The 23,050-nt window shown below is 70.0% G+C and carries 22 protein-coding genes; 3 read left to right on the top strand and 19 right to left on the bottom strand.

Annotation, left to right across the window (positions count from 1 at the left end):
* Window positions 1-6: 6 nt before the first annotated feature.
* The 6 genes from MZC64_RS44470 to MZC64_RS44495 form a co-directional block, all read right to left on the bottom strand.
* A complete protein-coding gene (locus MZC64_RS44470; protein WP_247765560.1) occupies window positions 7-564 on the bottom strand; it encodes a F0F1 ATP synthase subunit B in 558 nt (185 codons plus the stop codon).
* Window positions 565-594: 30 nt separating this feature from the next.
* Window positions 595-837 carry an ATP synthase F0 subunit C gene (gene atpE, locus MZC64_RS44475; protein ID WP_247765559.1) on the bottom strand — a complete coding sequence of 81 codons (243 nt, stop codon included), beginning with the start codon at window positions 835-837 and terminating at the stop codon, window positions 595-597.
* A gap of 64 nt (window positions 838-901) precedes the next feature.
* Window positions 902-1,693, bottom strand: coding sequence for a F0F1 ATP synthase subunit A (atpB, locus tag MZC64_RS44480; RefSeq protein ID WP_247765667.1), 792 nt, complete (start codon window positions 1,691-1,693; stop codon window positions 902-904).
* Window positions 1,694-1,698: 5 nt separating this feature from the next.
* Window positions 1,699-1,923 carry a hypothetical protein gene (locus tag MZC64_RS44485; protein ID WP_247765558.1) on the bottom strand — a complete coding sequence of 75 codons (225 nt, stop codon included), beginning with the start codon at window positions 1,921-1,923 and terminating at the stop codon, window positions 1,699-1,701.
* A 113-nt stretch (window positions 1,924-2,036) separates the two neighbouring features.
* The gene (locus MZC64_RS44490; RefSeq protein ID WP_247765557.1) at window positions 2,037-2,459 is read right to left on the bottom strand and encodes a hypothetical protein; all 423 of its coding nucleotides are present in this window, start codon (window positions 2,457-2,459) and stop codon (window positions 2,037-2,039) included.
* A gap of 479 nt (window positions 2,460-2,938) precedes the next feature.
* Window positions 2,939-4,084 carry a glycosyltransferase family 4 protein gene (locus MZC64_RS44495; RefSeq protein WP_247765556.1) on the bottom strand — a complete coding sequence of 382 codons (1,146 nt, stop codon included), beginning with the start codon at window positions 4,082-4,084 and terminating at the stop codon, window positions 2,939-2,941.
* Between the two features lie 391 nt (window positions 4,085-4,475).
* Here MZC64_RS44495 and MZC64_RS44500 point away from each other — a divergent pair, with 391 nt between their 5' ends.
* Window positions 4,476-5,255: a polysaccharide deacetylase family protein gene (locus MZC64_RS44500; RefSeq protein WP_247765555.1), complete on the top strand. Its 780-nt coding sequence runs from the start codon at window positions 4,476-4,478 to the stop codon at window positions 5,253-5,255.
* Here the strand turns inward: MZC64_RS44500 and MZC64_RS44505 are convergent.
* From MZC64_RS44505 to prmC, 7 genes are all read right to left on the bottom strand, one after another.
* The gene (locus MZC64_RS44505; protein WP_247765552.1) at window positions 5,252-7,636 is read right to left on the bottom strand and encodes an excinuclease ABC subunit UvrA; all 2,385 of its coding nucleotides are present in this window, start codon (window positions 7,634-7,636) and stop codon (window positions 5,252-5,254) included. The two genes, MZC64_RS44500 and MZC64_RS44505, sit on opposite strands and share 4 nt — an antisense overlap.
* A gap of 25 nt (window positions 7,637-7,661) precedes the next feature.
* Window positions 7,662-8,072 carry a VOC family protein gene (locus MZC64_RS44510; RefSeq protein WP_247765551.1) on the bottom strand — a complete coding sequence of 137 codons (411 nt, stop codon included), beginning with the start codon at window positions 8,070-8,072 and terminating at the stop codon, window positions 7,662-7,664.
* Window positions 8,073-8,082: 10 nt separating this feature from the next.
* Window positions 8,083-8,526: a helix-turn-helix transcriptional regulator gene (locus tag MZC64_RS44515; protein WP_247765550.1), complete on the bottom strand. Its 444-nt coding sequence runs from the start codon at window positions 8,524-8,526 to the stop codon at window positions 8,083-8,085.
* A 74-nt stretch (window positions 8,527-8,600) separates the two neighbouring features.
* Window positions 8,601-9,248, bottom strand: a complete 648-nt coding sequence (locus tag MZC64_RS44520; RefSeq protein WP_247765548.1) for a cyclase family protein — start codon at window positions 9,246-9,248, stop codon at window positions 8,601-8,603.
* A 12-nt stretch (window positions 9,249-9,260) separates the two neighbouring features.
* Window positions 9,261-9,911 (bottom strand): L-threonylcarbamoyladenylate synthase, encoded by a 651-nt coding sequence (locus MZC64_RS44525; RefSeq protein ID WP_247765547.1) that lies wholly within the window; start codon window positions 9,909-9,911, stop codon window positions 9,261-9,263.
* 10 nt (window positions 9,912-9,921) lie between these two features.
* Complete coding sequence (locus tag MZC64_RS44530; protein WP_247765546.1) at window positions 9,922-11,049, bottom strand: acyltransferase; 1,128 nt, start codon at window positions 11,047-11,049, stop codon at window positions 9,922-9,924.
* Between the two features lie 138 nt (window positions 11,050-11,187).
* On the bottom strand, window positions 11,188-12,054 hold the full coding sequence (prmC, locus tag MZC64_RS44535) for a peptide chain release factor N(5)-glutamine methyltransferase (RefSeq protein WP_247765543.1): 867 nt from the start codon (window positions 12,052-12,054) through the stop codon (window positions 11,188-11,190).
* A 133-nt stretch (window positions 12,055-12,187) separates the two neighbouring features.
* Between prmC and MZC64_RS44540 the strand changes: the two genes are divergently transcribed.
* Window positions 12,188-13,162 carry a hypothetical protein gene (locus tag MZC64_RS44540; RefSeq protein WP_247765541.1) on the top strand — a complete coding sequence of 325 codons (975 nt, stop codon included), beginning with the start codon at window positions 12,188-12,190 and terminating at the stop codon, window positions 13,160-13,162.
* A 10-nt stretch (window positions 13,163-13,172) separates the two neighbouring features.
* On the opposite strand, the gene prfA is transcribed toward MZC64_RS44540, so the two are convergent.
* Both prfA and rpmE read right to left on the bottom strand, forming a co-directional pair.
* A complete protein-coding gene (gene prfA, locus MZC64_RS44545; protein WP_247765540.1) occupies window positions 13,173-14,252 on the bottom strand; it encodes a peptide chain release factor 1 in 1,080 nt (359 codons plus the stop codon).
* A gap of 79 nt (window positions 14,253-14,331) precedes the next feature.
* Window positions 14,332-14,544, bottom strand: a complete 213-nt coding sequence (gene rpmE / locus MZC64_RS44550) for a 50S ribosomal protein L31 (protein ID WP_185009561.1) — start codon at window positions 14,542-14,544, stop codon at window positions 14,332-14,334.
* 252 nt (window positions 14,545-14,796) lie between these two features.
* Between rpmE and MZC64_RS44555 the strand changes: the two genes are divergently transcribed.
* A complete protein-coding gene (locus MZC64_RS44555; RefSeq protein ID WP_247765539.1) occupies window positions 14,797-15,168 on the top strand; it encodes a hypothetical protein in 372 nt (123 codons plus the stop codon).
* A gap of 81 nt (window positions 15,169-15,249) precedes the next feature.
* On the opposite strand, the gene fabF is transcribed toward MZC64_RS44555, so the two are convergent.
* From fabF to lanKC, 4 genes are all read right to left on the bottom strand, one after another.
* Window positions 15,250-16,512: a beta-ketoacyl-ACP synthase II gene (fabF, locus tag MZC64_RS44560; RefSeq protein ID WP_247765538.1), complete on the bottom strand. Its 1,263-nt coding sequence runs from the start codon at window positions 16,510-16,512 to the stop codon at window positions 15,250-15,252.
* 31 nt (window positions 16,513-16,543) lie between these two features.
* Window positions 16,544-19,135 carry an aldehyde dehydrogenase family protein gene (locus tag MZC64_RS44565; RefSeq protein WP_247765536.1) on the bottom strand — a complete coding sequence of 864 codons (2,592 nt, stop codon included), beginning with the start codon at window positions 19,133-19,135 and terminating at the stop codon, window positions 16,544-16,546.
* Between the two features lie 1,160 nt (window positions 19,136-20,295).
* Window positions 20,296-20,400, bottom strand: a complete 105-nt coding sequence (locus tag MZC64_RS44570; protein WP_247765535.1) for a SapB/AmfS family lanthipeptide — start codon at window positions 20,398-20,400, stop codon at window positions 20,296-20,298.
* An 8-nt stretch (window positions 20,401-20,408) separates the two neighbouring features.
* Entirely contained in the window at window positions 20,409-22,967 is a 2,559-nt protein-coding gene (lanKC, locus tag MZC64_RS44575) for a class III lanthionine synthetase LanKC (protein ID WP_247765534.1), read from the bottom strand.
* Window positions 22,968-23,050 lie beyond the last annotated feature (83 nt).

The raw sequence follows: 23,050 nt of genomic DNA on the forward strand, positions 1-23,050 counted from the left end.
TCCCGCTCACTTCCCGGCCGGAGCCGACGTGGCGTCCAGCTCGTCCAGGAAGCGGTCGACAGTGCCGCGCCGGCGGGCCTCGTCCTCAAGGGACTCGCCCACCACCCGACCGGCCAGGTCGACCGCGATCCGGCCCAGGTCACCGCGGAGTTCCGCGACGATCTGCGCCCGCTGCGCGGCCAGCGCGGCCTGGCCCTGAGCCACGATGCGCTCGGACTCGGCCTGTGCCTGCTCCCGCAGCTCGATGACGATCTGCTGGCCCTCGGCCCGCGCGTCGTCCCGGATGCGAGCCGCCTCGGCCCGCGCGTCAGCGAGCTGCGCGCGGTACTGGTCAAGCGCTTCCTGCGCCTGCGCCTGGGCCTTCTCGGCCTTGGCGATGCCGCCCTCGATCGCCTCGGTGCGAGCCGAGTACGCCTTCTCGAACTGCGGGAAGGCGTACTTGTTCAGCACCCAGAGGACGATGCCGAAGGCGATCAGGCCGAGGATGATCTCGCCGAGGGGCAGGCCCAGTGGGCTCAGCTCGCCCCCGGCGGCCAGCACAGTGGCTGCCGAAACCTCAGTCATCACGACTCCTACGGATCAGCTGGGCGTTGGTCAGACCGTGTTCTGCACGAAGGCGAGCACGAAGCCGAGCAGGGCCAGCGCCTCAACGAGGGCCATACCCAGGATCAGCCAGGTCCGGTTGAGGCCGGCGACCTCGGGCTGGCGAGCGTTGGCCTGCAGGTAGGCGGCGAACACGAGGCCCACGCCGATGCCGGGGCCGATCGCGCCAAGGCCGTAACCGATGGTGTTGAGGTTGCCCTCGATCGCGGCGAGGTTGGCAACGACGTCGATCATCTGGATCGGTGTCCTTTCGGTTCTTTACTTGCCGCACCGAGTGCGGAAGATCTTGCTGGGCGACTCAGTGCTCGTCGGCGAGAGCACTCTGGATGTAGAAGGCGGCCAGGACCGTGAAGACGTATGCCTGGAGACCCGCCACCATCAGCTCGAAGAAGGTCATGATGATCAACATGCCTGCGGACAGCGGCGCCACCACGCTGACCAGGCTGGCCTGGTCGATCATGTACAGGGTGGCGGTGCCGAAGATCGTCAGGATCAGGTGACCGGCGAAGGTGTTCGCGAACAACCGGACCGCCAGGGTGAACGGGCGGATCAGGAAGTTCGAGGCGAACTCGATGGTCATGACCAGCGGCAGCACCGCGACCGGCACGCCCTGCGGGATGGTCATCAGCTTGAAGTAGCCGACGAAGCCGTGCTTGCGGATGCCGACCACGTTGTAGATGACGTAGACGATCCCGGCCAGCACGACGGGGATGGCGAAGTGGCTGGTCACCGGGAACTGGGCCAGCGGCACGATGCCGAAGAGGTTGAGCACCAGGATGAAGATGAACAGCGAGGCCAGGAACGGCGCCCAGCGCAGCCCGTCCCGCTTGCCCATCATCTCCACGGCGATGGAGTTGCGCACAAAGCCGTAGAGGCTCTCGCCGAGGAACTGGAGCTTGCTCGGCACGATCTTGACGTTGCGCGAGGACCAGATCATGAACGCGATGATCAACACCACGCCCAGACCCAGCAGCGTCATCGCCTTGACCGACGCGATCCAGGACCCGTCGCCAATCTTGTCGAAGAAGAAGGCGTGTTCGACGGTCGGCGGCTTGTACTTGTCGCCCTCGCCGGTCGCGGCCAGCAGCATCTGGCTCACCCTTTGTCCTCCGTGTCGTCAGTCCTACTAGGCGGCACGTCAGCCTTGGGGGAACCTGGGAGGTCGCCCTGGCGGCCGTACTTCATCATGATCAGGTAGATCGATCCGGCGAAGCCCAAGAGGACGCCTACCGGGGTCAGGAACCTGGTGCCGAACAGTTGGTCGAATGCCCATCCGACGCCGCCCCAGAAGATGAGACCGGCAAACAGGACGGAGATCACGGACCATGCTTGGCCGACTCCCGCGTGACCGGCTGGGGATCTATCCTCATCGGTCGAAGGCACCATATCAGGCGATTGCGGGCCGCCCGGACGGGGGTTTTCGGTGTTGTTCATTACTTACCGGAGCCAGGTCGCACGCCGCCGAGCCCCGGTCGCATGCGCACCACGGTGATCGTCATCGAGACGCACCAGCCGATCACGGCCGCGACCACGCCGACGCCGATCCACATGGGCGGCAGACCGACCGCACGCAGCAGGAACAGCGCCCCGAGCACCGCGAGCAGCCGGAAGATGTAGGAGCCGAGACCGACCGCGAGGACCATCTCGGGCATGTGCCGGGCGACCCGGGAGACCACCCAGGCGCCGGAGAAGAAGAACAGCACCGTGATCAGCGCGCCGATCAGCGGGGACAGCGCACCCAGCGGACCGGCCACGAACCAGCCCACCACGGCGACCGCCACGGCAAGGCCCCCGACGACGAGGATCGTCGGCCTTGTCTTCGGTTCCACCCAGTTGACCTGGACCTCTTCGCTCACGGGCACCAGTGTGTCAGCTACGTTAAGCCGCCCTAACAGGGGGGTTGACCCGGGGCCGGAACAGGCGTATCTAGACGATCTTGGTGAGCCCCCGCGGGCGGTCCGCGAACGACTTCCGGACGAATTTCCCCGCGATTTCCGGCGTACCGGACATTTGACCCCGCCGAGCCTTGACACAAAAGGCCGTCGCGCATTTCCCCGAGGGCCCCGGAAAAATCACCCAATGGAATTTATCGGTGAATTCGCCGCCGGGTTGTCCGGCGGCCCGCGCCAGACAAGCCGGTCAGACCACGGGTCGCGCCCAGGTCGGCCCGGCGGACGTCCGCCGGGGGACGCGACGGCCCCGCGGTCGGCCGGATCCGCGCAATTGGCGGCTCACACCCCGTCTCCGGACGCGGAAAAACGGAAACCGGGGTGTCAGACAGTGATTTCCGCGGCCAGACTGAGCACTCTTCCGAATGAATCGGAGCGGCAGTCGATCACCGCACGCGACGGATGTCCCGCAGTCGGGGGACGGCCGAGGCGAGCAGCGCGAGCAGCAGTCCGATGCCCACCCCCCAGAGCACCGTGGTGATCTCGAACAGGCTCAGCGAGACCGCGCCGAAGGCCAGCAGGGCGGCCCACAAGTAGATCAACAGCACCGCGCGCCGGTGCGAGTGGCCGATCTCCAGCAGCCGGTGGTGCAGGTGCATCTTGTCCGCGGAGAACGGGCTGCGGCCGGCCCTGGTCCGGCGGATCACGGCCATCACCAGGTCCAGCAGCGGCACGAAGAGCACCGCGGCCACCACGACCAGCGGGGACAGCATCGCGATCAGGTCGGATGCCTTGTAGGCGCTGTAGTCCATCTTGCCGGAGGCGGTGGTGCTGGCCGCGGCCAGCATCAGGCCGATCAGCATGGATCCGGAGTCGCCCATGAAGATCCGGGACGGGTTGAAGTTGTGCGGCAGGAAGCCCATGCAGGCCCCGGCCAGCACCGCGCCGATCAGCGCCGGCGAGTAGACCTGCACGTCGCCGTTGCGCTCGACCAGCAGTCCGATGGAGAAGGCGCAGGTGGCCGCGGCCGCGATCAGGCCGATCCCGGCGGCCAGCCCGTCCAGCCCGTCCACGAAGTTCATCGCGTTGATCATGGTCACGGACAGGAACACGGTCAGCAGCGCGCCCTGGTCCGGCCCGAGCGAGAGCACCCCGCCGCCGTTGGCCTCCCACGGCACCCAGAAGTAGAACCAGGAGACCCCGAAGAGCACCAGCAGCCCGGAGGCGGTGATCTGGCCGGCCAGTTTGGTCAGCGAGTCCAGCTCGAACCGGTCGTCCAGCGCGCCGACCAGGACGATCACCCCACCGGCGACCACCACCGCGACGATGTCGGAGGAGTAGTCGAAGGCCCGGCGCAGCGCGGGCAGGTGGAAGGCGAGCACCATTCCGGCGAGCACCCCGCCGTACATCGCCACCCCGCCCATCCGGGGCATGGGTTTGGCGTGCACGTCGCGTTGCCTCGGGTAGGCCACCGCGCCGACCTTGCGGGCCAGCAGCCGGATGAGCCCGGTGAGCAGGAAGGTCACCGCGGCGGTGACCAGGCAGACGAGCAGGTACTCCCGGATGGGGAGTCCGGCTGCGATGGCAGGCATCGGGCCCACTTCGGAGACAAACCTCGCGGATCGGGGGCGCGGGTTGGGAGGACCTTCGGGGAGATGATCTTCCCAGCCGTGCGACGGGGGTGTGCGGGGTGGCTGGCTGCGCTCCAACGTTACTCGCCTGAGATGCGGCGGCCGGAGCGAGGCCAAGCGTAGGGGCAGGCGTGGTTGGCGTCTGAAGAGGGGACGCCCGAGGGGCGGGCGGGGTTGCATGGGCGGGGTGGGTTCGGGGGCCGGGAGGCGAGCGGGCGGGGCAGCTCGGCGGGGGTGCCCGGGTTCGGCCTCGATGACCGATCAGGTCGGGCGGGCGTGGCGGGGAACACGTTCCGGCTAACAACCGATCACCCTGGCATGCGTCTGAACCCATGTGAGGGACGCACGATGGATGACTTTGGTCGCTCTGGGTATCGCCGCCGCCGCGCTGGTCGCCTGTGGTTCTCCGGATCGGGTGGCACAACCGGCCCCGTCGGCGACCTCCGACGCCCCTGATCCGGCCGGTCGGCCGCTGCCGCCGATCCCGCCGCCCAAGCCCGGCGATCCCCAGGTCGTGCGCAAGGGGCCCGCCGAGGCCGGGAACCGGTTCGCGCTCACCATCGACGACGGGACCTGCAAGGAGTGCGTTGGCGGGTACGTGGCGCTGGCGGAGAAGGGGCTGCACCTGACCTTCTGTCCCAACGGGCAATACCACGCCAACTGGGAGCCCTTCGCCGAGCGGATCCGCAAGCTGGAGGCGGCCGGGGTCATCCAGCTGTGCAACCACACCTACAGCCATCCCAACCTGCTGAAACTCTCCGATGAGGAGATCGGCAAGGAGATCGAGCGCAACGAGGCGTGGATCCAGAAGACCTTCGGGGTCACCGCGCGGCCCTGGCTGCGGCCGCCCTTCGGGAACCGGGACGCGCGGGTGGACCGGGTCGCGGCCAAGCACGGGTACACCCGGATGGTGCTGTGGAACGGGTCGTTCGGGGACTCCGGGAAGCTGGCGCCGGAGGTGCTCTACGCGGAGGTCGAGAAGTGGCTGCGGCCGGGATCGATCATCCTGGCGCACGCCAACTTCCCGACCGCGATCCACGAGTTCGACCGGATCCAGGCGCTGATCACCCAGCGCGGGTTGCAACCGGTCACGCTGGACGAGCTGTTCGGCACCTCCCGGGCCGCCGGCTAGCCGCCGACGTAGGCCGCCAGGTGTTCGCCGGTGACGGTGGAGCGGGCGGCCACCAGGTCGGCGGGGGTGCCCTCGAAGACGATCTGGCCGCCGTCGTGGCCCGCGCCGGGGCCCAGGTCGATGATCCAGTCCGCGTGCGCCATCACGGCCTGGTGGTGTTCCACCACGATCACCGACTTGCCCGCCTCGACCAGCCGGTCCAGCAGGCTGAGCAGGTGTTCGACGTCGGCCAGGTGCAGGCCGGTGGTGGGCTCGTCCAGCACGTACACGCCGCCCTTGTCGCCCATGTGGGTGGCCAGCTTGAGCCGTTGCCGCTCGCCGCCGGAGAGCGAGGTCAGCGGCTGGCCCAGGCTGAGGTAGCCGAGGCCGACGTCGGCGAGCCGGTCCAGGATGGCGTGCGCGGCCGGGGTGGCCGCCTCGCCGGTGCTGAAGAACTCCTTGGCCTGGGTGACCGGCATGGCCAGCACCTCGCTGATGTTCTTGCCGCCCAGGCGGTAGTCCAGCACCGCGGCCTGGAACCGCTTGCCCTCGCACTCCTCGCAGGTGGTGGCCATGCTGGCCATGATCCCCAGGTCGGTGTAGACCACGCCGGCGCCGTTGCAGTTGGGGCAGGCGCCCTCGGAGTTGGCGCTGAACAGGGCCGGTTTCACGCCGTTGGCCTTGGCGAATGCCTTGCGGATCGGCTCCAGCAGGCCGGTGTAGGTGGCCGGGTTGCTGCGCCGGGAACCGCGGATGGCGGTCTGGTCGACCGAGACCACGCCCTCCTCGGTCGGCATCGAGCCGTGGATCAGCGAACTCTTGCCGGAACCGGCCACGCCGGTGATCACCACCAGCACGCCGAGCGGGATGTCCACGTCGACCTTGCGCAGGTTGTGCTTTGTCGCGCCGCGGATCTCCAGCTTGCCGGTGGGCGTGCGCACCGACTGCTTCAGCGCGGCCCGGTCGTCGAAATGCCTGCCGGTGACCGTGCCACTGGCCCGCAGTCCGTCCACGGTGCCTTCGAAGCACACCGTGCCGCCCGCGGTGCCCGCGCCAGGCCCCAGGTCGACCACGTGGTCGGCGATCGCGATGGTCTCCGGCTTGTGCTCGACCACCAGCACCGTGTTGCCCTTGTTCCGCAGCCGCAGCAGCAGGGAGTTCATCCGGGCGATGTCGTGCGGGTGCAGGCCGATGGTGGGCTCGTCGAAGACGTAGGTGACATCGGTGAGCGAGGAGCCGAGGTGCCGGATCATCTTGACCCGCTGCGCCTCGCCGCCGGAGAGCGTGCCCGAGGGCCGGTCCAGCGAGAGGTAGCCCAGCCCGATCTCCACGAAGGAGTCCAGGGTGTGCCGCAGCGCGCCGAGCAGCGGGGCCACCGAGGGCTCGGTCAGCCCGCGCACCCAGTCGGCCAGATCGCTGATCTGCAGCGCGCACGCCTGGGCGATGTTGATCTTCTTGATCTTCGAGGACCTGGCGCCCTCGCTGAGCCGGGTGCCCTCGCAGTCCGGGCAGATCGTGAAGGTGACCGCCCGCTCCACGAACGCCCGGATGTGCGGCTGCATCGCCTCCTTGTCCTTGGCCAGGAAGGACTTCTGGATCTTGGGGATCAGGCCCTCGTAGGTGAAGTTGCCCCCGTCAATCTTGATCTTGGTCGCTTCCTTGTACAGGAAGTCGTTCATCTCCCGCTTGGTGTACTTGCGGATCGGCTTGTCCGGGTCGACGAAGCCGGACGCGGCGTAGACCCGCACCGTCCAGTGGCTGTCGGACTTCCAGCCCGGGATGGTGAAGGCGCCCTCGGACAGCGACTTGGAGTCGTCGTAGAGCTGGGTCAGGTCGATGTCGTTGACCTTGCCCCGGCCCTCGCAGCGCGGGCACATGCCACCGGTGACGCTGAAGCTGCGCCGTTCCTTCAGGGTCTGGCCGCCGCGTTCGATGGTGACCGCGCCCGCGCCGCTGATCGAGGCCACGTTGAAGGAGAAGGCCTGCGGTGAGCCGATGTGCGGTGTGCCGAGCCTGCTGAACAGGATGCGCAGCATGGCGTTGGCGTCGGTGGCGGTGCCGACGGTGGACCGCGGATCCGAGCCCATCCGCTGCTGGTCCACGATGATCGCGGTGGTCAGCCCGTCCAGCACGTCGACCTCGGGCCTGGCCTGCGTGGGCATGAAGCCCTGCACGAAGGCGCTGTAGGTCTCGTTGATCATCCGCTGCGACTCCGCCGCGATGGTGCTGAACACCAGCGAGGACTTGCCAGAGCCGGAGACACCGGTGAACACCGTCAGCCTGCGCTTGGGAATCTCGACGCTGACGTCCTTGAGGTTGTTCTCCCGCGCGCCGTGCACCCGGATCAGGTCGTGGCTGTCCGCCTCGTGCGGCTCGGTCACGGTCCTCTTGGCCTTGCTCATCGTGTCTCCATCGGTCACCGGAGGTTCAGCGGGCTTGCTGGATGCGGATCATGTTTCCCGCGGGGTCGCGCAGCGCGGCGTCGCGCACGCCGTAGGGCTGGTCGGTCGGCTCCTGGATGACGTCGGCGTCACCGGCCTGCAGCTGCTCGAAGAGGCCGTCGATGTCCTTGGTGGACAACACGATGCCGCCGTAGGTGCCCTTGGCCATCATCTCGGCGATGGTGCGGCGCTCCTCCTCGGTGATGCCGGGGTCGGCGCCGGGCGGGTGCAGCACGATGGAGGTGCCGGGCTGGCCGGGCGGGCCGACGGTGATCCAGCGCATCCCGTTGTAGCCGACGTCGTTGCGGATCTCGAAGCCGAGGGTGTCGCGGTAGAAGGCGATCGCGGCCTCCGGGTCGTCCTGGGGCAGGAAGCTCGCGTGAATGCTGATGTCCATGCCGGTCACGTTAGGTCGGGTTCACCGACCGCGCTTCTTGATTCCTGACCGGTCGGGTGACCTGCTTGGCCACGCAGGACGGGATGCCTGCGGTGGCCCTGGTGGCCTCGCGGCGGTAGGCGCTGGGCGGCATGCCGACCAGCTCGGTGAAGCGGGTGCTGAAGGTGCCCAGCGAGGAGCAGCCGACCGCGAAGCAGACCTCGGTGACGCTGAGGTCGCCCCGGCGCAGCAAGGTCATGGCCCGCTCGATCCGGCGGGTCATCAGGTAGCTGTACGGCGATTCGCCGTAGGCGCGGCGGAACTCCCGGCTGAGATGCCCGGCGGAGAGGTGCACGCCGCGGGCGAGCGCCGCGACGTCCAGCGGCTGCGCGTACTCCCGGTCGATCCGGTCCCGGACCCGGCGCAGCAGCTTGAGGTCGCGCAGGCGCTGCGCGTCGGTGGAACCGCTGGTCACCAGCGGATCGTGCCACGTCAGGGCGGGTCGGCCCAACAGCGCCGAGGTCACGGGTCGGCTTCGGGCAGTGCGGCTCAGTCCGGCAGGACCGCCACCGCGCGCACCGGCAGGGTGGCCATCCCGGCCACCGGGGCGGGCAGCGCGGTGAACCGGGCGCCGCGGGCGGGCAGCCGGTCCAGGGCGGTGAGGTGTTCCACGATCGGGATGCCCGCGCCGAGCAGGCCGTGGTGGGCCGGGCGGGCCGGGTCGGTGTTGTCGTCGATGTTGAGCGAGTCGATGCCGACCAGCGCCGGCCCGGCCGCGATGAGCGTGGCGACCAGGTCGGCGGTCAGGAACGGGTGCCCAGTGAAGTAGGCCTCGCCGCCCCAGTGCCGGGACCAGCCGGTGTGGATGAGCACCGCGCACCCGGCGAGGTCGCCCGCGCCGTCAAGCAGATCGGAGCCGATGCCGTCGGTGGCGTCGAGCACCACCGCCGGCACGTCGACCACCCGCTCCAGCGGCAGGTCCGCCAGGTCGTAACCGTCGGGGTAGAAGTGCGCCGGGGTGTCGAGGTAGGTGCCGGTGTTGCCGACCAGCTCGATCCGGCCGATGGCGAAGCTGACGCCGGGGGCCATCCGGGCCGCGGTCTCGGCGAAGCTGACCTCGGTGCTGATCCGCGGCGGGGCCATTCCCGGGTAGGTGCGCAGCCCGTCGGTGATCCGGTGGCTGAGGTCAATGATCATCGGGGCCGCCGGTCACTGGGCGAGCTGGACGTCGAAGCCCAGCACCTCGGTGATCTCGGCCAGCTTGACCGCGCCCTCGCGCAGCACCAGCGGGTCCGAGCCGGTCAGGTCGACGATGGTGGAGGGCACCGCGTGCTCGCACGGGCCGCCGTCGAGGTAGATCGGCACCAGCTCGCCGAGCTGGTCCCTGGCCTGGGCTGCGGTGGTGGCAGGCGAGTGCCCGGAGCGGTTGGCGCTGGAGACGGCCATCGGGCCGACCTCGCGCAGCAGCTCGATGGCCACCGGGTGCAGCGGCATCCGCAGCATCACCGTGCCCCGGGTGTCACCCAGGTCCCAGGCCAGTGAGGAGGCGTGCGGCAGCACGATGGACAACCCGCCCGGCCAGAACGCCTCGATCAGCGAGCGGGCCTGGTGCGGCACCGAGAGCACCAGGCCGTCGATGGTGGACCAGCTGCCGACCAGCACCGGGACCGGCATGTCCCGGCCCCGGCCCTTGGCGTCCAGCAGGCCCTGTACGGCGTTGGCGTCGAAGGCGTCGCAGCCGATGCCGTAGAGGGTGTCGGTCGGCAGGACCACGAGCTGGCCGGCGCGCAACGCGCCGGCCGCCGCGGCCAGTCCGGCCACCCGGGACTCCGGCTGGCCGCAGTCGTAGACGGTGCTCACACCGTGCAGCCTACGAGACCGGCGTCAGCGCCGGACGCGGCTCCTCCACCTTGTCCGCTTCCGCCTCCGTCTTGGCCGGCTGGCGCGGCTTGAGCACCTTGCGGCCCACGTTGATCATCGGCACCTCGACCGTGCGGTAGAGCACGCTGGCCAGCACCAGGGCCAGGGCCACCACGCTGAGCGCGAGCGGCCAGCCGCCCAGGCTGGGGAAGAGGAAGTGCAGCGGGGCCGCGGCGATGGACTGCACCAGGTAGAGGGAGTACGAACGTTCGCCGACGTAGGCCATCGGGCGGACCGAGAGCACCTTGGCCACCGGGCCGGGCGCGATCACCGCGGGCAGCAGCAGGGTGACGGCCACCGGGTAGAAGGCCATCAGCCAGATGAACCCCGGCACGCCGGCGACCTGGTTGAGCGCGTCGCCGATCGGCTTGAGGAAGCTGTGCAGCGTGACGACCGCGATGGCGATGCCCACGCCGACCGCCGGGTGGGTCAGCGGCTGGATCAGCCGGTAGGTGCGCGGATTGTGCATCAGCATCGCCAGCACGCAGCCGAGCAGGATCGAGACGTAGTGCACCGGCCAGCCGGAGGCGTGCGGGCCGAAGGTGAACGGGGTGGCCACCAGCGCGCCGACGATCAGCAGTCCGGTGATGCCCAGGCGGCGGCGCAGCGGCAGCACGCCGAAGGCGAACGCGACCAGCGGCCAGACCAGGTAGAACTTCTGCTCGATGCCCAGCGACCAGGACTGGCCGAACGGGTTGGAGCCGGCGAACTCGTTGAAGAAGGTCAGGTACAGCGGCATCGCCTCGCCCAGGTGGCTGCTCTGGTAGATGCCCAGGACCAGGGTGGCCACCGCGAGGAAGGCCAGCACCACGAAGTAGACCGGCAGGATGCGGAAGACCCGGCGCAGGTAGAACGCCTTGAGCGCGACCCGGCCGGTGCGGGCCTCCTCACGCAGCATCAGCGTGGTGATCAGGTACCCGGAGAGCACGAAGAAGACCTGCACACCGATCCAGCCCTGGAGCCGGTCCGGACCGCCGTAGTGGAAGACCACGACCATGACCGCGGCGATGGCGCGCAGTCCGTCCAGGCCGTCGAACCGGCGCATGGCCATGTACCCGGCGTGCGTTAGTGACTTCATTCAGCTTGCTCCCCGACGTTGGTGCCTTCGGAGAGCAAGTTGCCCGAACGGGCTACGGAGTTGCAAAAAACGGCGAAAAGTGACGACGATCACGACCGGATGCGCGGGTCAACTTAGGCCATTTGGGGCAAACAACCCTCAAAGTGTCCTTCGCGCGGTGACAAATCGTGGACGATCGGTGAGGTCCAGGTGACCGGTCACCTCGGCCAGCACCCGGCGGGTGGCCAGCAGCGCCACCGCGGATTCGCCCTGGGTGTCGTCGTGTTCCACCGCCAGCGCGCCGCCGGGCTTGAGCAGCCGGGCCGCGCAGCGCACCACGTGCCGGATCACCGCCAGCCCCTCGTCCGCGGCGAAGACCGCGGCGTGCGGGTCGTGCTCGGCCACCTCCGGCGGCACCGGGGTGCCCTCCGGCACGTACGGCGGGTTGCACAGCACCAGGTCCACCGCCCCGTCCAGCTCGGCCAGCAGCCCGGGATCGGCCACATCGCCTGCGTGCAGCCGGACCGGGGTGTCGCCCCGGTCGGCCTGGGCGTCGGCGTTGCGCCGGGCCCAGGTCAGCGCGGCCGGATCGCGTTCCACCGCGTGCACCAGCGCGTCCGGCCGCTGGTGCGCCACGGCCAGCGCCAGCGCGCCAGAGCCGGTGCACAGGTCCACCACCACCGGCCGCGCCACGCCGGTCAGCGCGTTCAGGCCCCACTCCAGCAGCAGTTCGGTCTCCGGCCGCGGGGTGAACACCCCCGGCCCCACCGCCAGCTCCAGCGGGCCCAGCCAGGCCTTGCCGAGCAGGTGCTGCAACGGCACCCGGCTCGCCCGCCGCCGCACCAGCCGGTGGAACGCCTCGATCACCGGCGGGTCCACCAGTGGGATGAGGCCCAGCCTCATCCGCTCCACGCCGAGCACGTGCGCGGCGAGCAGTTCGGCGTCCACCCGGGGGCTGGCCACCCCGGCCTCGGTCAGGATCCGCTCGGCGTCCATGACCGCGAGACGCAACGGCTGTCGGTTCACAACGCGCGAGGTTACCGACTACCCGGTATCACTCGATTGATCGACGCGTTGCGCCGATCAGCAGTCAGTCCCCCGGAGGACCGCTCACTAGCTTCAGCACCGGTTCATTCGTTCCGGGGAGGGGACATCGAACGTGCGTAATTCACTCGCGCTCATCACGATCACCGGGGCCCTGCTGCTGGCTGGTTCACCCGCCCAGGCCGCGCCCGTCATCACCGACCTGGGCGCGTTGCCCGGGTATCACCTGTCCTGGGCCAACGATATCGGCCCGGACGGCGTGGTCGGGGCGTCCAGCACGCCCGGCCAGGTCCAGGGGGTGTTCTGGCCCAACGACGGCGTCGCGGTGCAGCTGCGGCCTGCCGCCGCCGGCTGGGCGACCGCCGAGGCGATCAACAACAGCCGGGTCATCGTCGGCACCTCCGGCGACCAGGCGGTGCGCTGGGCCCATCCCGGCGCCGCGCCGGTCCTGCTGCCCAGCCCGGCGGTCTACACCAGGACCACCGCGAAATCGATCAACAACAAGGGCCTGATCGCGGGCAACGGCGATCACCCGGAGACCTACCAGACCAGGGCCCTGCGCTGGAGTTCCGGCCGGGCGCCCAGGGTGCTGCCGCCGCTGCCCGGCCACCAGGAGAGCGAGGTCGGCTCCGCGGGCGCGGTCGGGGAGAACTCCGTCGTGGTCGGCAAATCCGACGACGACGCGGTGTTCTGGGACGCCGCCGGGAACGTGCACAAGCTGCCCCAGCTGGCCGGCTGGGCCCGCAGCACGGCGCACGCGATCAACCGGCACGGGGTGATCGTCGGCTCCTACGACCTGCCCGGTGGCGGGGGCGGGGCGGTGCGCTGGGAACGTGGCCGGGTCACCGTGCTGCCGAACCTGCCCGGCGCCGACCACAGCGGCGCCTACTCGATCAACGACTCGGGCGTGTCGGTCGGCGCCTCCAGCGGGCGCGCGGTCCGCTGGGACGCCGCGGGCGTGGCGACCGAGCTGCCCAAGCTGAGTGATCAGCTGCCAGGGCACGCCAAGGCGATCAACGAGCGTGGCCAGGTCACCGGGACGAACAGCCCGCAGTGGCGGCAGGACCACGCGGTGCGCTGGACGCCCTGACCGGTAAGCGTCAGGCAGTCGCTCCGGCCGCGGCGAGGCGTTCCGCCTTGTCCGCGGCCGAGAGCGCGTCCAGCACGCCGGTCAGCTCGCCGTCGAGCACCTGGTCCAGGTTGTATGCCTTGTAGTTGACCCGGTGGTCGGAGATCCGGTTCTCCGGGAAGTTGTAGGTGCGCACCCGCTCGGAGCGGTCCACCGTGCGGACCTGGCTGCGCCGGTCCGCCGAGGCCTTGCGGGCGGCCTCCTCCTCGGCCAGCGCGACCAGCCGGTTCTGCAGCACGGCCATCGCGCGGGCCTTGTTCTGCAGCTGGCTGCGCTCGTTCTGGCAGGAGACCACGATGCCGGTGGGCAGGTGGGTGATGCGCACCGCGGAGTCGGTGGTGTTCACGCTCTGGCCGCCGTGGCCGGAGGAGCGGAAGACGTCCACCCGCAGGTCCTTCTCGTCGATCTCGACCTCGACGTCCTCCTGCTCGGGGTAGACCAGCACCCCGGCCGCGGAGGTGTGCACGCGGCCCTGGGACTCGGTCACCGGCACCCGCTGCACCCGGTGCACGCCGGCCTCGTACTTCAGCCGGGCCCACACCCCGTCCAGCTCGGCCCCGCCCTTGCTCTTGACCACCACGGTGACGTCCTTGAACCCGCCCAGGTCGGACTCCACCGAGTCGAGCACCTCGGTCTTCCAGCCCTGCCGCTCGGCGAAGCGCAGGTACATCCGCAGCAGGTCCCCGGCGAACAGCGCCGACTCCTCGCCGCCCTCGCCGGACTTGATCTCCATGACCACGTCCGCGGCGTCGTGCGGGTCCCTGGGCAGCAGCAGCTCGGTGAGCTTGCGCTCCAGCGCCGGGATGGTCTCGGCCAGCGCGGCGGCCTCGGCGGCGAAGGCCGCGTCCTCACTGGCCAGCTCCAGCGCGGCCTCCCGGTCGGACCGGGCCTGGTCCAGCTCGCGCAGGGTGCGCACCACCGGGGTCAGCTCGGCGTAGCGGCGGCCCAGCTTGCGCGCCGCGGCCTGGTCGGCGTGCACCGCGGGATCGGCCAGCCGACCCTCCAGCTCGGTGTACTCCACGAGCAGGGTGTCCAGCGAGGCGGTGTCCACGGCGTCCTCTTCCCGGTAAGACCTTCAGGCCGACACGACAACGGCGCCCACCCCAGCGGGATGGGCGCCGTGAAGTCGGCTACTTGTTGCGCTTGCCGTAGCGGGCCTCGAAGCGCGCCACGCGGCCACCGGTGTCGAGGATCTTCTGCTTGCCCGTGTAGAAGGGGTGGCAGTTGGAGCAGACCTCGACCGTGATCTGGCCGGTCTTCTTGGTGCTGTGGGTCTGGAAAGAGTTGCCACAGCCGCAGTTCACCTGGGTGACCACGTAGTCGGGGTGGATACCGCTTCTCACCGTCTTGTTCCTTTCTCAGGGGCCGCCGGGTCCCCACGAGCCGTACAACGGGGTGAACCGGAGCCTTATTCCGACCCCTGAGTATGCCAGGTCTTCGGCGGTGCTCTCGCCGTGGGACCGCTCACCTTCAGAAACCGACCTCCGGGCGCAATGGCCGGACCATCGGGCGCATTGCCAGCGCAGACTGCTGATATCGGTCACAGGCCGCAGCAAAATCATCACGTGCTGTGTGCGGCGAGCTGGCGAGTACCCATGCTGACCTGGCTGGGCATCCCGCTGCTGGTCATCGGATCGATGATCGGCATCGGTGGTCTCGGCCTGCTGGCCTTCGGCTCCCCCACCCAGCTCTACAGCGCGACCTTCGGCGTCGCCGCCGCACTCGGCCTGGTCACCAGCCGCAACGTGGTCTGGCAGGCCGGCTGGCAGCGGCACGGCCTGCGCTGGCCCTACCTGCTGGCACTGGTGGCCGCCGGGGTCGCCCTGGACGGTCAGGAGCTGCCTTCCTGGCTCGCGGTCACCCTCGGCGTGCCCTGCCTGCTGCTGCTCGTGCGCACGCTGCGCACATTGCCCACCCTGGACGCCGATGGCGGCTGCGCCGAGACCAGGGATCTGATCAGCACCTGATGAGCCCGCTCCCCTGCTGAAACGGAAACGGCGCGTCCCCCGCAGGCCCGGGGACGCGCCGTTTCCGTGTGCCTGAGGGGCTCAGCTCTCCCAGCTCTTGGCGACCAGCACCGCGTTGTGCCCGCCGAAGCCGAAGGAGTTGCTCATCGCGTACCGCACCTGGTGCTCCTGCGGCGCGTTGGGCACGAAGTTCATCTCCGGGTCCAACGGGTTGTGCAGGTTGATCGTGGGCGGCACCACGCCGGTGCGCATGGCGAAACCACAGGCGATCAGTTCGATCGCGCCTGCCGCGCCGATCATGTGCCCGGTCATCGACTTGGTGGAGCTGACCGGGATCTTGGTGGCGTGCTCGCCCAGCACGTTGCGGATGGCCTGGGTCTCGGTCTTGTCGTTCAGCTCGGTGCTGGTGCCGTGCGCGTTGATGTAGTCGATCTGCTCCGGCGCCACCCCGGCGTCGGCCAGCGCCCTGGTCATCGCCCGCCGCGCGCCCGCGCCCTCCGGGTGCGGGGCGGTCCAGTGGTGCGCGTCCGAGGTCGAGGCGTACCCCACGATCTCGGCCAGGATCGGCGCGCCCCGGCGCAGCGCGTGATCCAGCGATTCCAGGATGACCACGCCGGAACCGGCGGCCATCACAAAGCCGTCCCGGTCCGCGTCGAAGGGCCTGCTGGCCCGCTCCGGGTCGTCGTTGCGCCGGGACAGCGCCCTGGCGTTGGAGCTGGAGGCGATGTCCAGCGGGGTGACGCTCATCTCCGCGCCGCCGGCGATGACCACATCGGCCTCGCCGTACTGGATCCAGCGGGTGGCGGTGCCGATCGCGTCGGTGCCGGTGGCACAGGCCGAGTTGAGCGCCAGGGTCGGTCCGGCCGCGCCGAACATCAGGCTGACCTCGCCGGTGGCCGAATCGTGCGCGCCGGTGATGGCCTGGTAGGCCCCGACCGCGCGACCGCCCTTCTCGGTGAGCAGCTTGACCGAGTCCTGCATGTACTTCATCGCGCCGTAGCCGGTGCCGATGAGCACACCGCAGCGCGGGGCCAGCTCGCTGTCGATGGTCAGCTTGGCGGCCTCGACCGCCTGGATCGAGGCGGCCACCCCGTACTGGGCGAAGAGGTCCATCCGCCTGCTGAGCTTGCGCGGCATGTGGTCCTCGGCCACGAATCCCTTGACCTCGCCCGCGATCTGGGACGGGAAGGGCTCGGCGTCGAAGGTGGCGATCCGGGCGATCCCGCTGCGCCCGGCCATGAACGCGGACCAGGTGTCCTCCGCGGTCAGGCCGACCGGGCTGATCGCACCCCAGCCGGTCACCACCACCCGCGGCCGGTGCTTCCGGAACTCTGCTACCGACATTGGCTTTTCTCCACCTCGTATGTCCGGACGGTCAGGCGTTGGCCATGCGGGTCTTGCGGGCCGCGGGCAGGTGTTCGGCGACGGCCTTGGAGATCAGCAGCGGCTCGGCCACCCGCTGTCCCTGATACGCCACGTAGTTGGCGGCCACGCCGTACCCACCGAACGGCTTGTTGCCGTCGTCGGTGTCCAGCACGGTGAGGTTCACCGACACGTAGTGCCGCTTGCCCAGCGCGGACACGACATCCGGCGCGTCGCCGTAGACCATCGCGCCCATCGCCCGCTCGTTCACCGTGGGGTGGTTGGCGAAGGCCCGCAGCTGCTGGGTGTTCTGGTAGACGACCACGTTGAAGATCGGCGCGAACGTCTCCTCGATGGGCATCTTCTTGTTGTAGGGCCGCACCAGCACCGCGGGCTCCAGGTGCCGGGAGCGGAAGTCCAGCCGCCCGCCGGCCACGATGTGCTCGCGGTTGAGCCGCAGGTAGTCCGCGGCCGCCTCGATCGCGGTCTCGTAGTACAGCGGGCCGTAGTCCGCGCCGGGGTCGGTGTAGCTGCCGTAGCGCAGTTCGCCGACCCGCTTGGTGAGCTGGTCCACGAACGCCTCGGCCTCACCGGCGTGCACCAGGAAGACGTCCGGGGCGAAGCAGTCCTGGCCGGAGTTGAGCATCCGGATCCGCACCGCGTCGGTGACCGCGAGGTCGATGTCCGCGCCCTCGGCCACCACAAACGGGTTCACGCCCTGGCCGTAGAACAGCAGCATCTGGTCATCGCGCAGCTGGGCCCGGACCAGTTCGGCGTTCTGGTAGGCGCCGGTGAACACCAGCACGTCCGCCTCGGCCACCGGGACCTCGACGAACTGCCGCTGGCTCAACGTGGTCAGCTCGATGGACTCCAGCTTGTGCACCGGCGCGAGCAGCTCGTGCAGCCGCTTGGTGGTGCCGGTGACCTGGCTGGACGGCCGGAAGATGATCTCGTCGGTGTAGAGCGACGGGATCAGCGTGTAGAGCACGTAGGAGTAGAACAACACGTTGGAGGACATGAACACGGCCATCTTCGGCACCCGGCCGGGCCGGTAGGCCGAGACCTCTTCGAGGGCCCCTTCCAGCGCGCTGAGTCCGGCCTCGATCTCGTCCAGCACGGCCTTGTGGTTGGAGATCTCGGTCAGCACGTCGATCAGCGGCTGCGGATCGCTGCGGATGTGCTCGGCCACCGCGCGCAGGGCGGCCAGTCGCGCCGGGTGCGGCACCGCGGCCAGGTCGGTGAGCCGGGTCAGGTCGGGCTTTCCGTTGTTGTTCAACGGGAACTCGGTCACCACCAGCACCTGGTTGGGCTGCTCGTAGGAGGGCAGCAGCGCACAGATCTTCTCCCGCCAGTACCGGGCCTCGCGCAGGTCGGGGTCGGCCACCACGAACACCAGCTGACTGCCGCGGCGCTCGTCGTCCAGGGCGACCACCTTGACCGCCGCCCCGGCCTCCTCGGCCTTGCGCGCCAAGGCTTCCGGGTAGAGCGTGTGGCCCATCCGGTGCACCGCGTACTTGCGGCCGACCACGTAGAGGTTGCCCTCCTCGTCGGTGTAGCCGATGTCGTTGGTGCGGTAGACCTCCTCGGCGTGCTCGGTGATCGAGCCGTCCGCGGCCAGGTAGCCGGTGAGCTGACCGGGCGAGCTGACCAGGATCTCGCCGATCTCGCCCGGCGGGACCGCGTTGCCGTCCTCGTCCAGGATCCGCACCACGACCCCGTCCAGCGGCTGGCCACAGCCGATCGCGTTGCCGGGCGCCGCGAGGGCGATGTTGCCGACCTCGGTGCTGCCGTAGCCGTCCAGCAGGGGCTGGCCGGTGGCCACCACGAACTTCTCGGCCAGCGCCCGGTCCAGCGGCGCGCCGCCCACACACCACATGCGCACGTCGCGCAGGCCCTCGGCGGATTCCGGCCGGCGTTCCACCAGCTTGAGCATGGTGTGGTAGGTCGCGGGAGTCGCGTCCACCACGGTCGCCCGGTACCGGCCGGCCATGTCCACCGCGTGGTCCAGCCGGGCGTACGGCGCCACGATCAGCGAGCAGCGCGCGATCCACCACAGCAGCACCAGGGAGAGCCCGTACTGGTGGGAGAAGGGCAGCAGCGGCATCAGCACGTCGGCCTCGGTGTAGGCCATCCGCTGCTGGGTGCGTTCGATGTTGCCCAGGAAGGACTTGCCCGAGCGCACGATGCCCTTGGGTTCGCCGGTGGTGCCGGAGGACCAGGCGATCAGCGCGTCGGAGCGGGTGAACCAGTCCACGAAGGACAGGGAGCCGCCCAGGGCCGGAATGGCCGCGGCGTCCTCCAGCAGGCCGTCCAGGCTGATCACCCGGTCGGCGTCGAGCACGGTCAGGTCCTGGCTGACCTCCGGGCGCACCAGCGCCCAGCCCGCCCTGGCGAAGGCGGTGATCCGCGCCGTCTCCTCGGGGGTCTGCCGGTGGTCCACCAGCACGATCGAGATGTCCAGATGCACCAAGGCCAAGAGCACGGTGACGTATCCAGCCGAGTTGTCCGCCTTGAGGATCACCCGGTTCCCTGGACACAGCCCGCGAGCGCGCAGTGCGGCCGCCACCCGCAGTGCGTCCTGCTCGACCTCAGCCGTGGATCGCACGGAGTTCGCTGTCACCAACCTGGCTGCCACAGGTTCCACCGCTGGTCTCCCACCCCTCGCCCGGATTCACCCCGCCGATGGCCATGCCCACAGCTCGCGGCGAGCGCACGCGATTGCCATCCGGGGTTTAGCTGCCCTACTTGTGCTCACTTTGTGTGTCGGACCACTGACGGTGGGTTCACACCCGGGTCAGTCGCCCCTGTGCCTCGTGGCCCGCCACCGGCCACGGTTCCGTTCCGCCAATTCCAGTATTGGTCGGAACACCCACTCAAATTACCGGGGCGTAGTCATGTTTCGACAATGAGAACTTTCTGACGTTCTTCCGGCTAGATAAAACTTCCTGAAGCAGGTCTCCAGCTGCGTCCGGCCGGGGGCTGCGTTCGAGCGGCACGCGAGGTACCACCCGATCTACGCAACGACCCCAGTATGCCTGACCGGTCCCGGCACACCCTGGCTGATCTGCCGCGATCAGGAGGATTTCCACCCACCCGGCCGCCCGATCAGGCTGGTCGGGGCCGCGTGGACCGAGTCACGCCGCCTAGTCCCGATCACCCGCGAGCTAGCCCGAACAGGCTATCAATCGCACCGCCGAACGGCTGAGCACGGACTGTTCGCGCGTCCGGGAGAGCGGGCAAAGGGGCCGGTTGACACAGAGCGCGCCAACTCCGGCAAACCATTCCCTCAGTCTTGCGACCTACGTGAAGTTATTATCGAACAGTCGACCGAATTAACCTGTTACGAGGGAAAAGACGTCAAGCCAACGCAAAGTGCGACGGTGAATAACCGACCGCGTTCTGGAAGAACCACAGAGGTGCCAGTGGCCGGAAGCGCGCCCGCACCGCCGCGCCGCCGGGTGCACCCCGCCCCGCGTGGTACCGGTCTCACGCGTCCGACCTGCGGCGAAGCCGGGTCCGGGGGACGGGGGCCGGGGTGACCCCGGGCACAGCACGTGCGGGCCCGGAAGTCCAGCGGCAGCGCGATCCGGGATCAGCGAACTGAGAGTCCCCGAGGCGGGCTGCGGGCACCGCACAAGCCGCTCGAAGCGGAGCAGGGGGCAACAGGATGTCGATGCCAGCGGGGTGCACCCCCGGAATAAGGTCGGGGGATGCTCCCGGTCGCGGCGAGAGCATCCCCCGATGGCACACAGGGTGTGCGGTGTGTCACCAGCAGATCAGCAGACTCAGCGTGCTGATCAGGCCCGCGCCGAACTCGGCGGGGCCGTCGACCTCGGCAGGCTCGATCGCCTGCAGGTCCAGTACGTCCATCCGGGTTGTCACCTCCCCTCGTGCGCTCGGGCGAACAGCGGCAACGCCCCGGTGGTCACGGCGTGCAGCGCGAGCAGCACGCCTGCCGAACCGGTGGCGAGATCGTGGGACAGCCGCAGCAGCGCGTCACCGGGGAAGGCCAGCCCGCCCCCGTGCGGCACCGCGTGCCAGGCCAGCCTGCTGACGTGACCGCGCAGCGTGTCCTGCACCCGGTCACCGTCCACCCCAGGCAGGCCGCGGAGCGCGGCGAGCGCGCACACCAGTCCGGCCCGGCCGGTGAATAGTCCGCTGTGAATGGTGAACTCTGCTTCCAGTGCCCGCTGCACAGCGGGCAGCGCCCCGGTGAACACCGGGTCCGGCCGCAGCCGCAGCAGTTCGGCCATGGCCAGGGCGATCCCGGCGGTGCCCGCGGCCAGGTAGGGCAGCAGCCGGCGACCGGCGCGGACCTGCAAGGCCCCGGCCGCGGTCAGCTCGGCGTGCTGAAGATCCCGGTGCAGGGCCCGGCCGGCCGCGTCCAGCAGGTGGTCCGCGCCGCCCTCGGCGTGCGCGCGGCTGAGGAACAGGGCCGCGCCCGCGCCGCCGCGGGTGAGTCCGGGCAGTCCGAAGGGCACCGCCTCCACCCCGGCCAGCACCAGGGCGGCCACCCGGTCGGCCAGGTCCAGGCCCCATTCGGTGAGCCAGCTGCGGCCGATCACCCGGCCCAGGTGCAGCAGGGTCAGCCCGATGCCGGAGAGACCCTCGTACAGATCGGCGCCCGTGCACGCCTCGGTGGCCGCGGCCAGCCGCTCCAGGACTTCCCGCGCGGTCTCGACATGCCCGAACTCGGCCAGCACCAGCGCGATGCCGTGCCCGCCCGCGAACAGCCCCGGCCGCCCGGCGCCGCGCCGGGCCAGCGCCCGCAGCAGCCAGTCCTCGTACTCCGGGAACCGGCCGGATCCGCTGGTGTGCAAGGCGTAGAGCACGCCGGCCGCACCGTGTGCCAGGCCGAGGCCGTCCTCGGCGAACTGGGCGATGTCGCCGGGGAAGAGCCGGTCGGACCGCTGCGGGGTGGCCGCGGCCACGATCGCCGCGGTGATCCGCTCGCGCAGCCGGGCCAGGTCGGCCGGGCCGGTGGCGAAGGCGGGCGGCACCGGGTCCCGGGTGCTGGGTGGCGGGGACCCGGCGCCGGCACAGAGTCGCGCCAGGATCGGCCGCACGTACTCCGGCGGCAGCGGGAACCGGGCCAGCACCGCGGCGCAGAGCGAGCGGACCTTGCCGGGGGCCAAGGCGCACAAGGAGTTCAGCGGCAGGAACAGCGCGAGGCGGAGCGCGGCCAGCGCGTAGTGGTCCACGTCGAAACCGCCCACCCCCGGCGGGGCGGTGTAGCCGGGCGCGCCCAGCGGGGCGCGGGTGGCCGCCGAGACCGGGGCGGCCAGCTCGAAGTCCAGCAGGGTGATCCGGCCGTCCGGGCCGACCATGATGTTCATCGGGTGCAGATCGCCGAAGACCACGCCGCGCTCGTGCAGCGCGGCCACTGCCGCGGTCACCTTGGCCACCACGTCCAGCGCCCACTGGGTGTACCCGGCCACGGCGGCGTCATCGGCCCCGGCGGCGGCCAGCGGGTAGCGGCGGACCAGTTCGGTGGCCAGCGGCACGCCCTCGACGTGGCTGAGCGCGAGGAACTCGTGCTCCCAGCAGGTGAAGCGGCCCAGCACCGTGGGCACCCCCGGCAATCCGGCCAGCAGGGTGAGCATGGCGTGCTCGTTGGCCAGCCGGTGCACCGCGTCGTGCCCGTCCACGTCCAGCCCGGCGTGCGGGCGGGCCTCCTTGAGCACCAGCTGCCGCGAGCCGTCCGGCTCCTCGGCCAGGTAGACCCCGCCCGCGTTGGAGAAGTGCAGTGGGCGCAGCACCCGGTAGGGCAGTCCGGCCCGCGCGCGGCGGCGGTCCAGGTGCGGTCGCAGCACCTCGGGCAGGGCCACCCAGGACGGCGGGCTGAACTTCGGGCCGCGCTGATCCGGCACCAGGTTGCCCTCGGGATCGGCCAGCGCCGGCACCAGTTCGCCCTCGGCGGTGAGGCAGTAGCGCTCGGTGAAACCGCCGTAGCGCACGTAGAGCGGGCCCTGGCCCCAGCGCAGGTCGTTGAGGATGTACGGACCGGGTCTGCCGGCCAGTTGCGGGTCGAGCCGGTGCAGCGCCCTGGCGAACTGGGTCTCGTCGGCCGGGTAGAGGGTGATGAACTTGCCGCTGGCGCCGCGGGCGGCGTACTTGGCGTTGTGCGCGAGCACCGCGGCCCGGCTGTCCAGGAACTTGAACGGCACCCGGTGCAGCAGGCAGTCGGCGGCGACGATCTCCAGGACCTCGGCTGCTCCGTCGGGAGTGGCGGAGACGTGGATCTTCCAGCCCTGGTCCGGGGTGGGCGCGCCCTGGGGGTGCAGGACCACCCAGGACTCTCGCCTGCTGCGCCGCCAGTGCGGCGGCAACGGCGCGCTGACCAGCGGGTACCGCTCGACCGCCGCGGTGCGGTGCGCCGGAGAGTCGTAGAAGTAACGATCGACGAAACAATACTTCTCGTATTCGACTTCAATCACGCCGGCACACCTCCCCACTTTTTTGAACTTTCCCCTCGATCCCAAAAGAACCCTACCCGCACCACGCATTTCCTCAATACGCT

Source organism: Crossiella sp. S99.2 (assembly GCF_023094165.1).
Taxonomy (GTDB): domain Bacteria; phylum Actinomycetota; class Actinomycetes; order Mycobacteriales; family Pseudonocardiaceae; genus Crossiella.

Excerpts from the sequence above, each read along its gene's own strand:
- MZC64_RS44495 (WP_247765556.1), bottom strand. The coding sequence starts at position 4,084 with ATGCCTGCCATCGCAGCCGGACTCCCCATCCGGGAGTACCTGCTCGTC.
- MZC64_RS44500 (WP_247765555.1), top strand. The coding sequence starts at position 4,476 with ATGACTTTGGTCGCTCTGGGTATCGCCGCCGCCGCGCTGGTCGCCTGT.
- fabF (WP_247765538.1), bottom strand. The coding sequence starts at position 16,512 with ATGTCGGTAGCAGAGTTCCGGAAGCACCGGCCGCGGGTGGTGGTGACC.
- MZC64_RS44555 (WP_247765539.1), top strand. The coding sequence starts at position 14,797 with ATGCTGACCTGGCTGGGCATCCCGCTGCTGGTCATCGGATCGATGATC.
- atpE (WP_247765559.1), bottom strand. The coding sequence starts at position 837 with ATGATCGACGTCGTTGCCAACCTCGCCGCGATCGAGGGCAACCTCAAC.
- MZC64_RS44510 (WP_247765551.1), bottom strand. The coding sequence starts at position 8,072 with ATGGACATCAGCATTCACGCGAGCTTCCTGCCCCAGGACGACCCGGAG.
- MZC64_RS44505 (WP_247765552.1), bottom strand. The coding sequence starts at position 7,636 with ATGAGCAAGGCCAAGAGGACCGTGACCGAGCCGCACGAGGCGGACAGC.
- MZC64_RS44470 (WP_247765560.1), bottom strand. The coding sequence starts at position 564 with ATGACTGAGGTTTCGGCAGCCACTGTGCTGGCCGCCGGGGGCGAGCTG.
- MZC64_RS44530 (WP_247765546.1), bottom strand. The coding sequence starts at position 11,049 with ATGAAGTCACTAACGCACGCCGGGTACATGGCCATGCGCCGGTTCGAC.
- MZC64_RS44570 (WP_247765535.1), bottom strand. The coding sequence starts at position 20,400 with ATGGACGTACTGGACCTGCAGGCGATCGAGCCTGCCGAGGTCGACGGC.
- atpB (WP_247765667.1), bottom strand. The coding sequence starts at position 1,693 with ATGCTGCTGGCCGCGACCGGCGAGGGCGACAAGTACAAGCCGCCGACC.
- MZC64_RS44520 (WP_247765548.1), bottom strand. The coding sequence starts at position 9,248 with ATGATCATTGACCTCAGCCACCGGATCACCGACGGGCTGCGCACCTAC.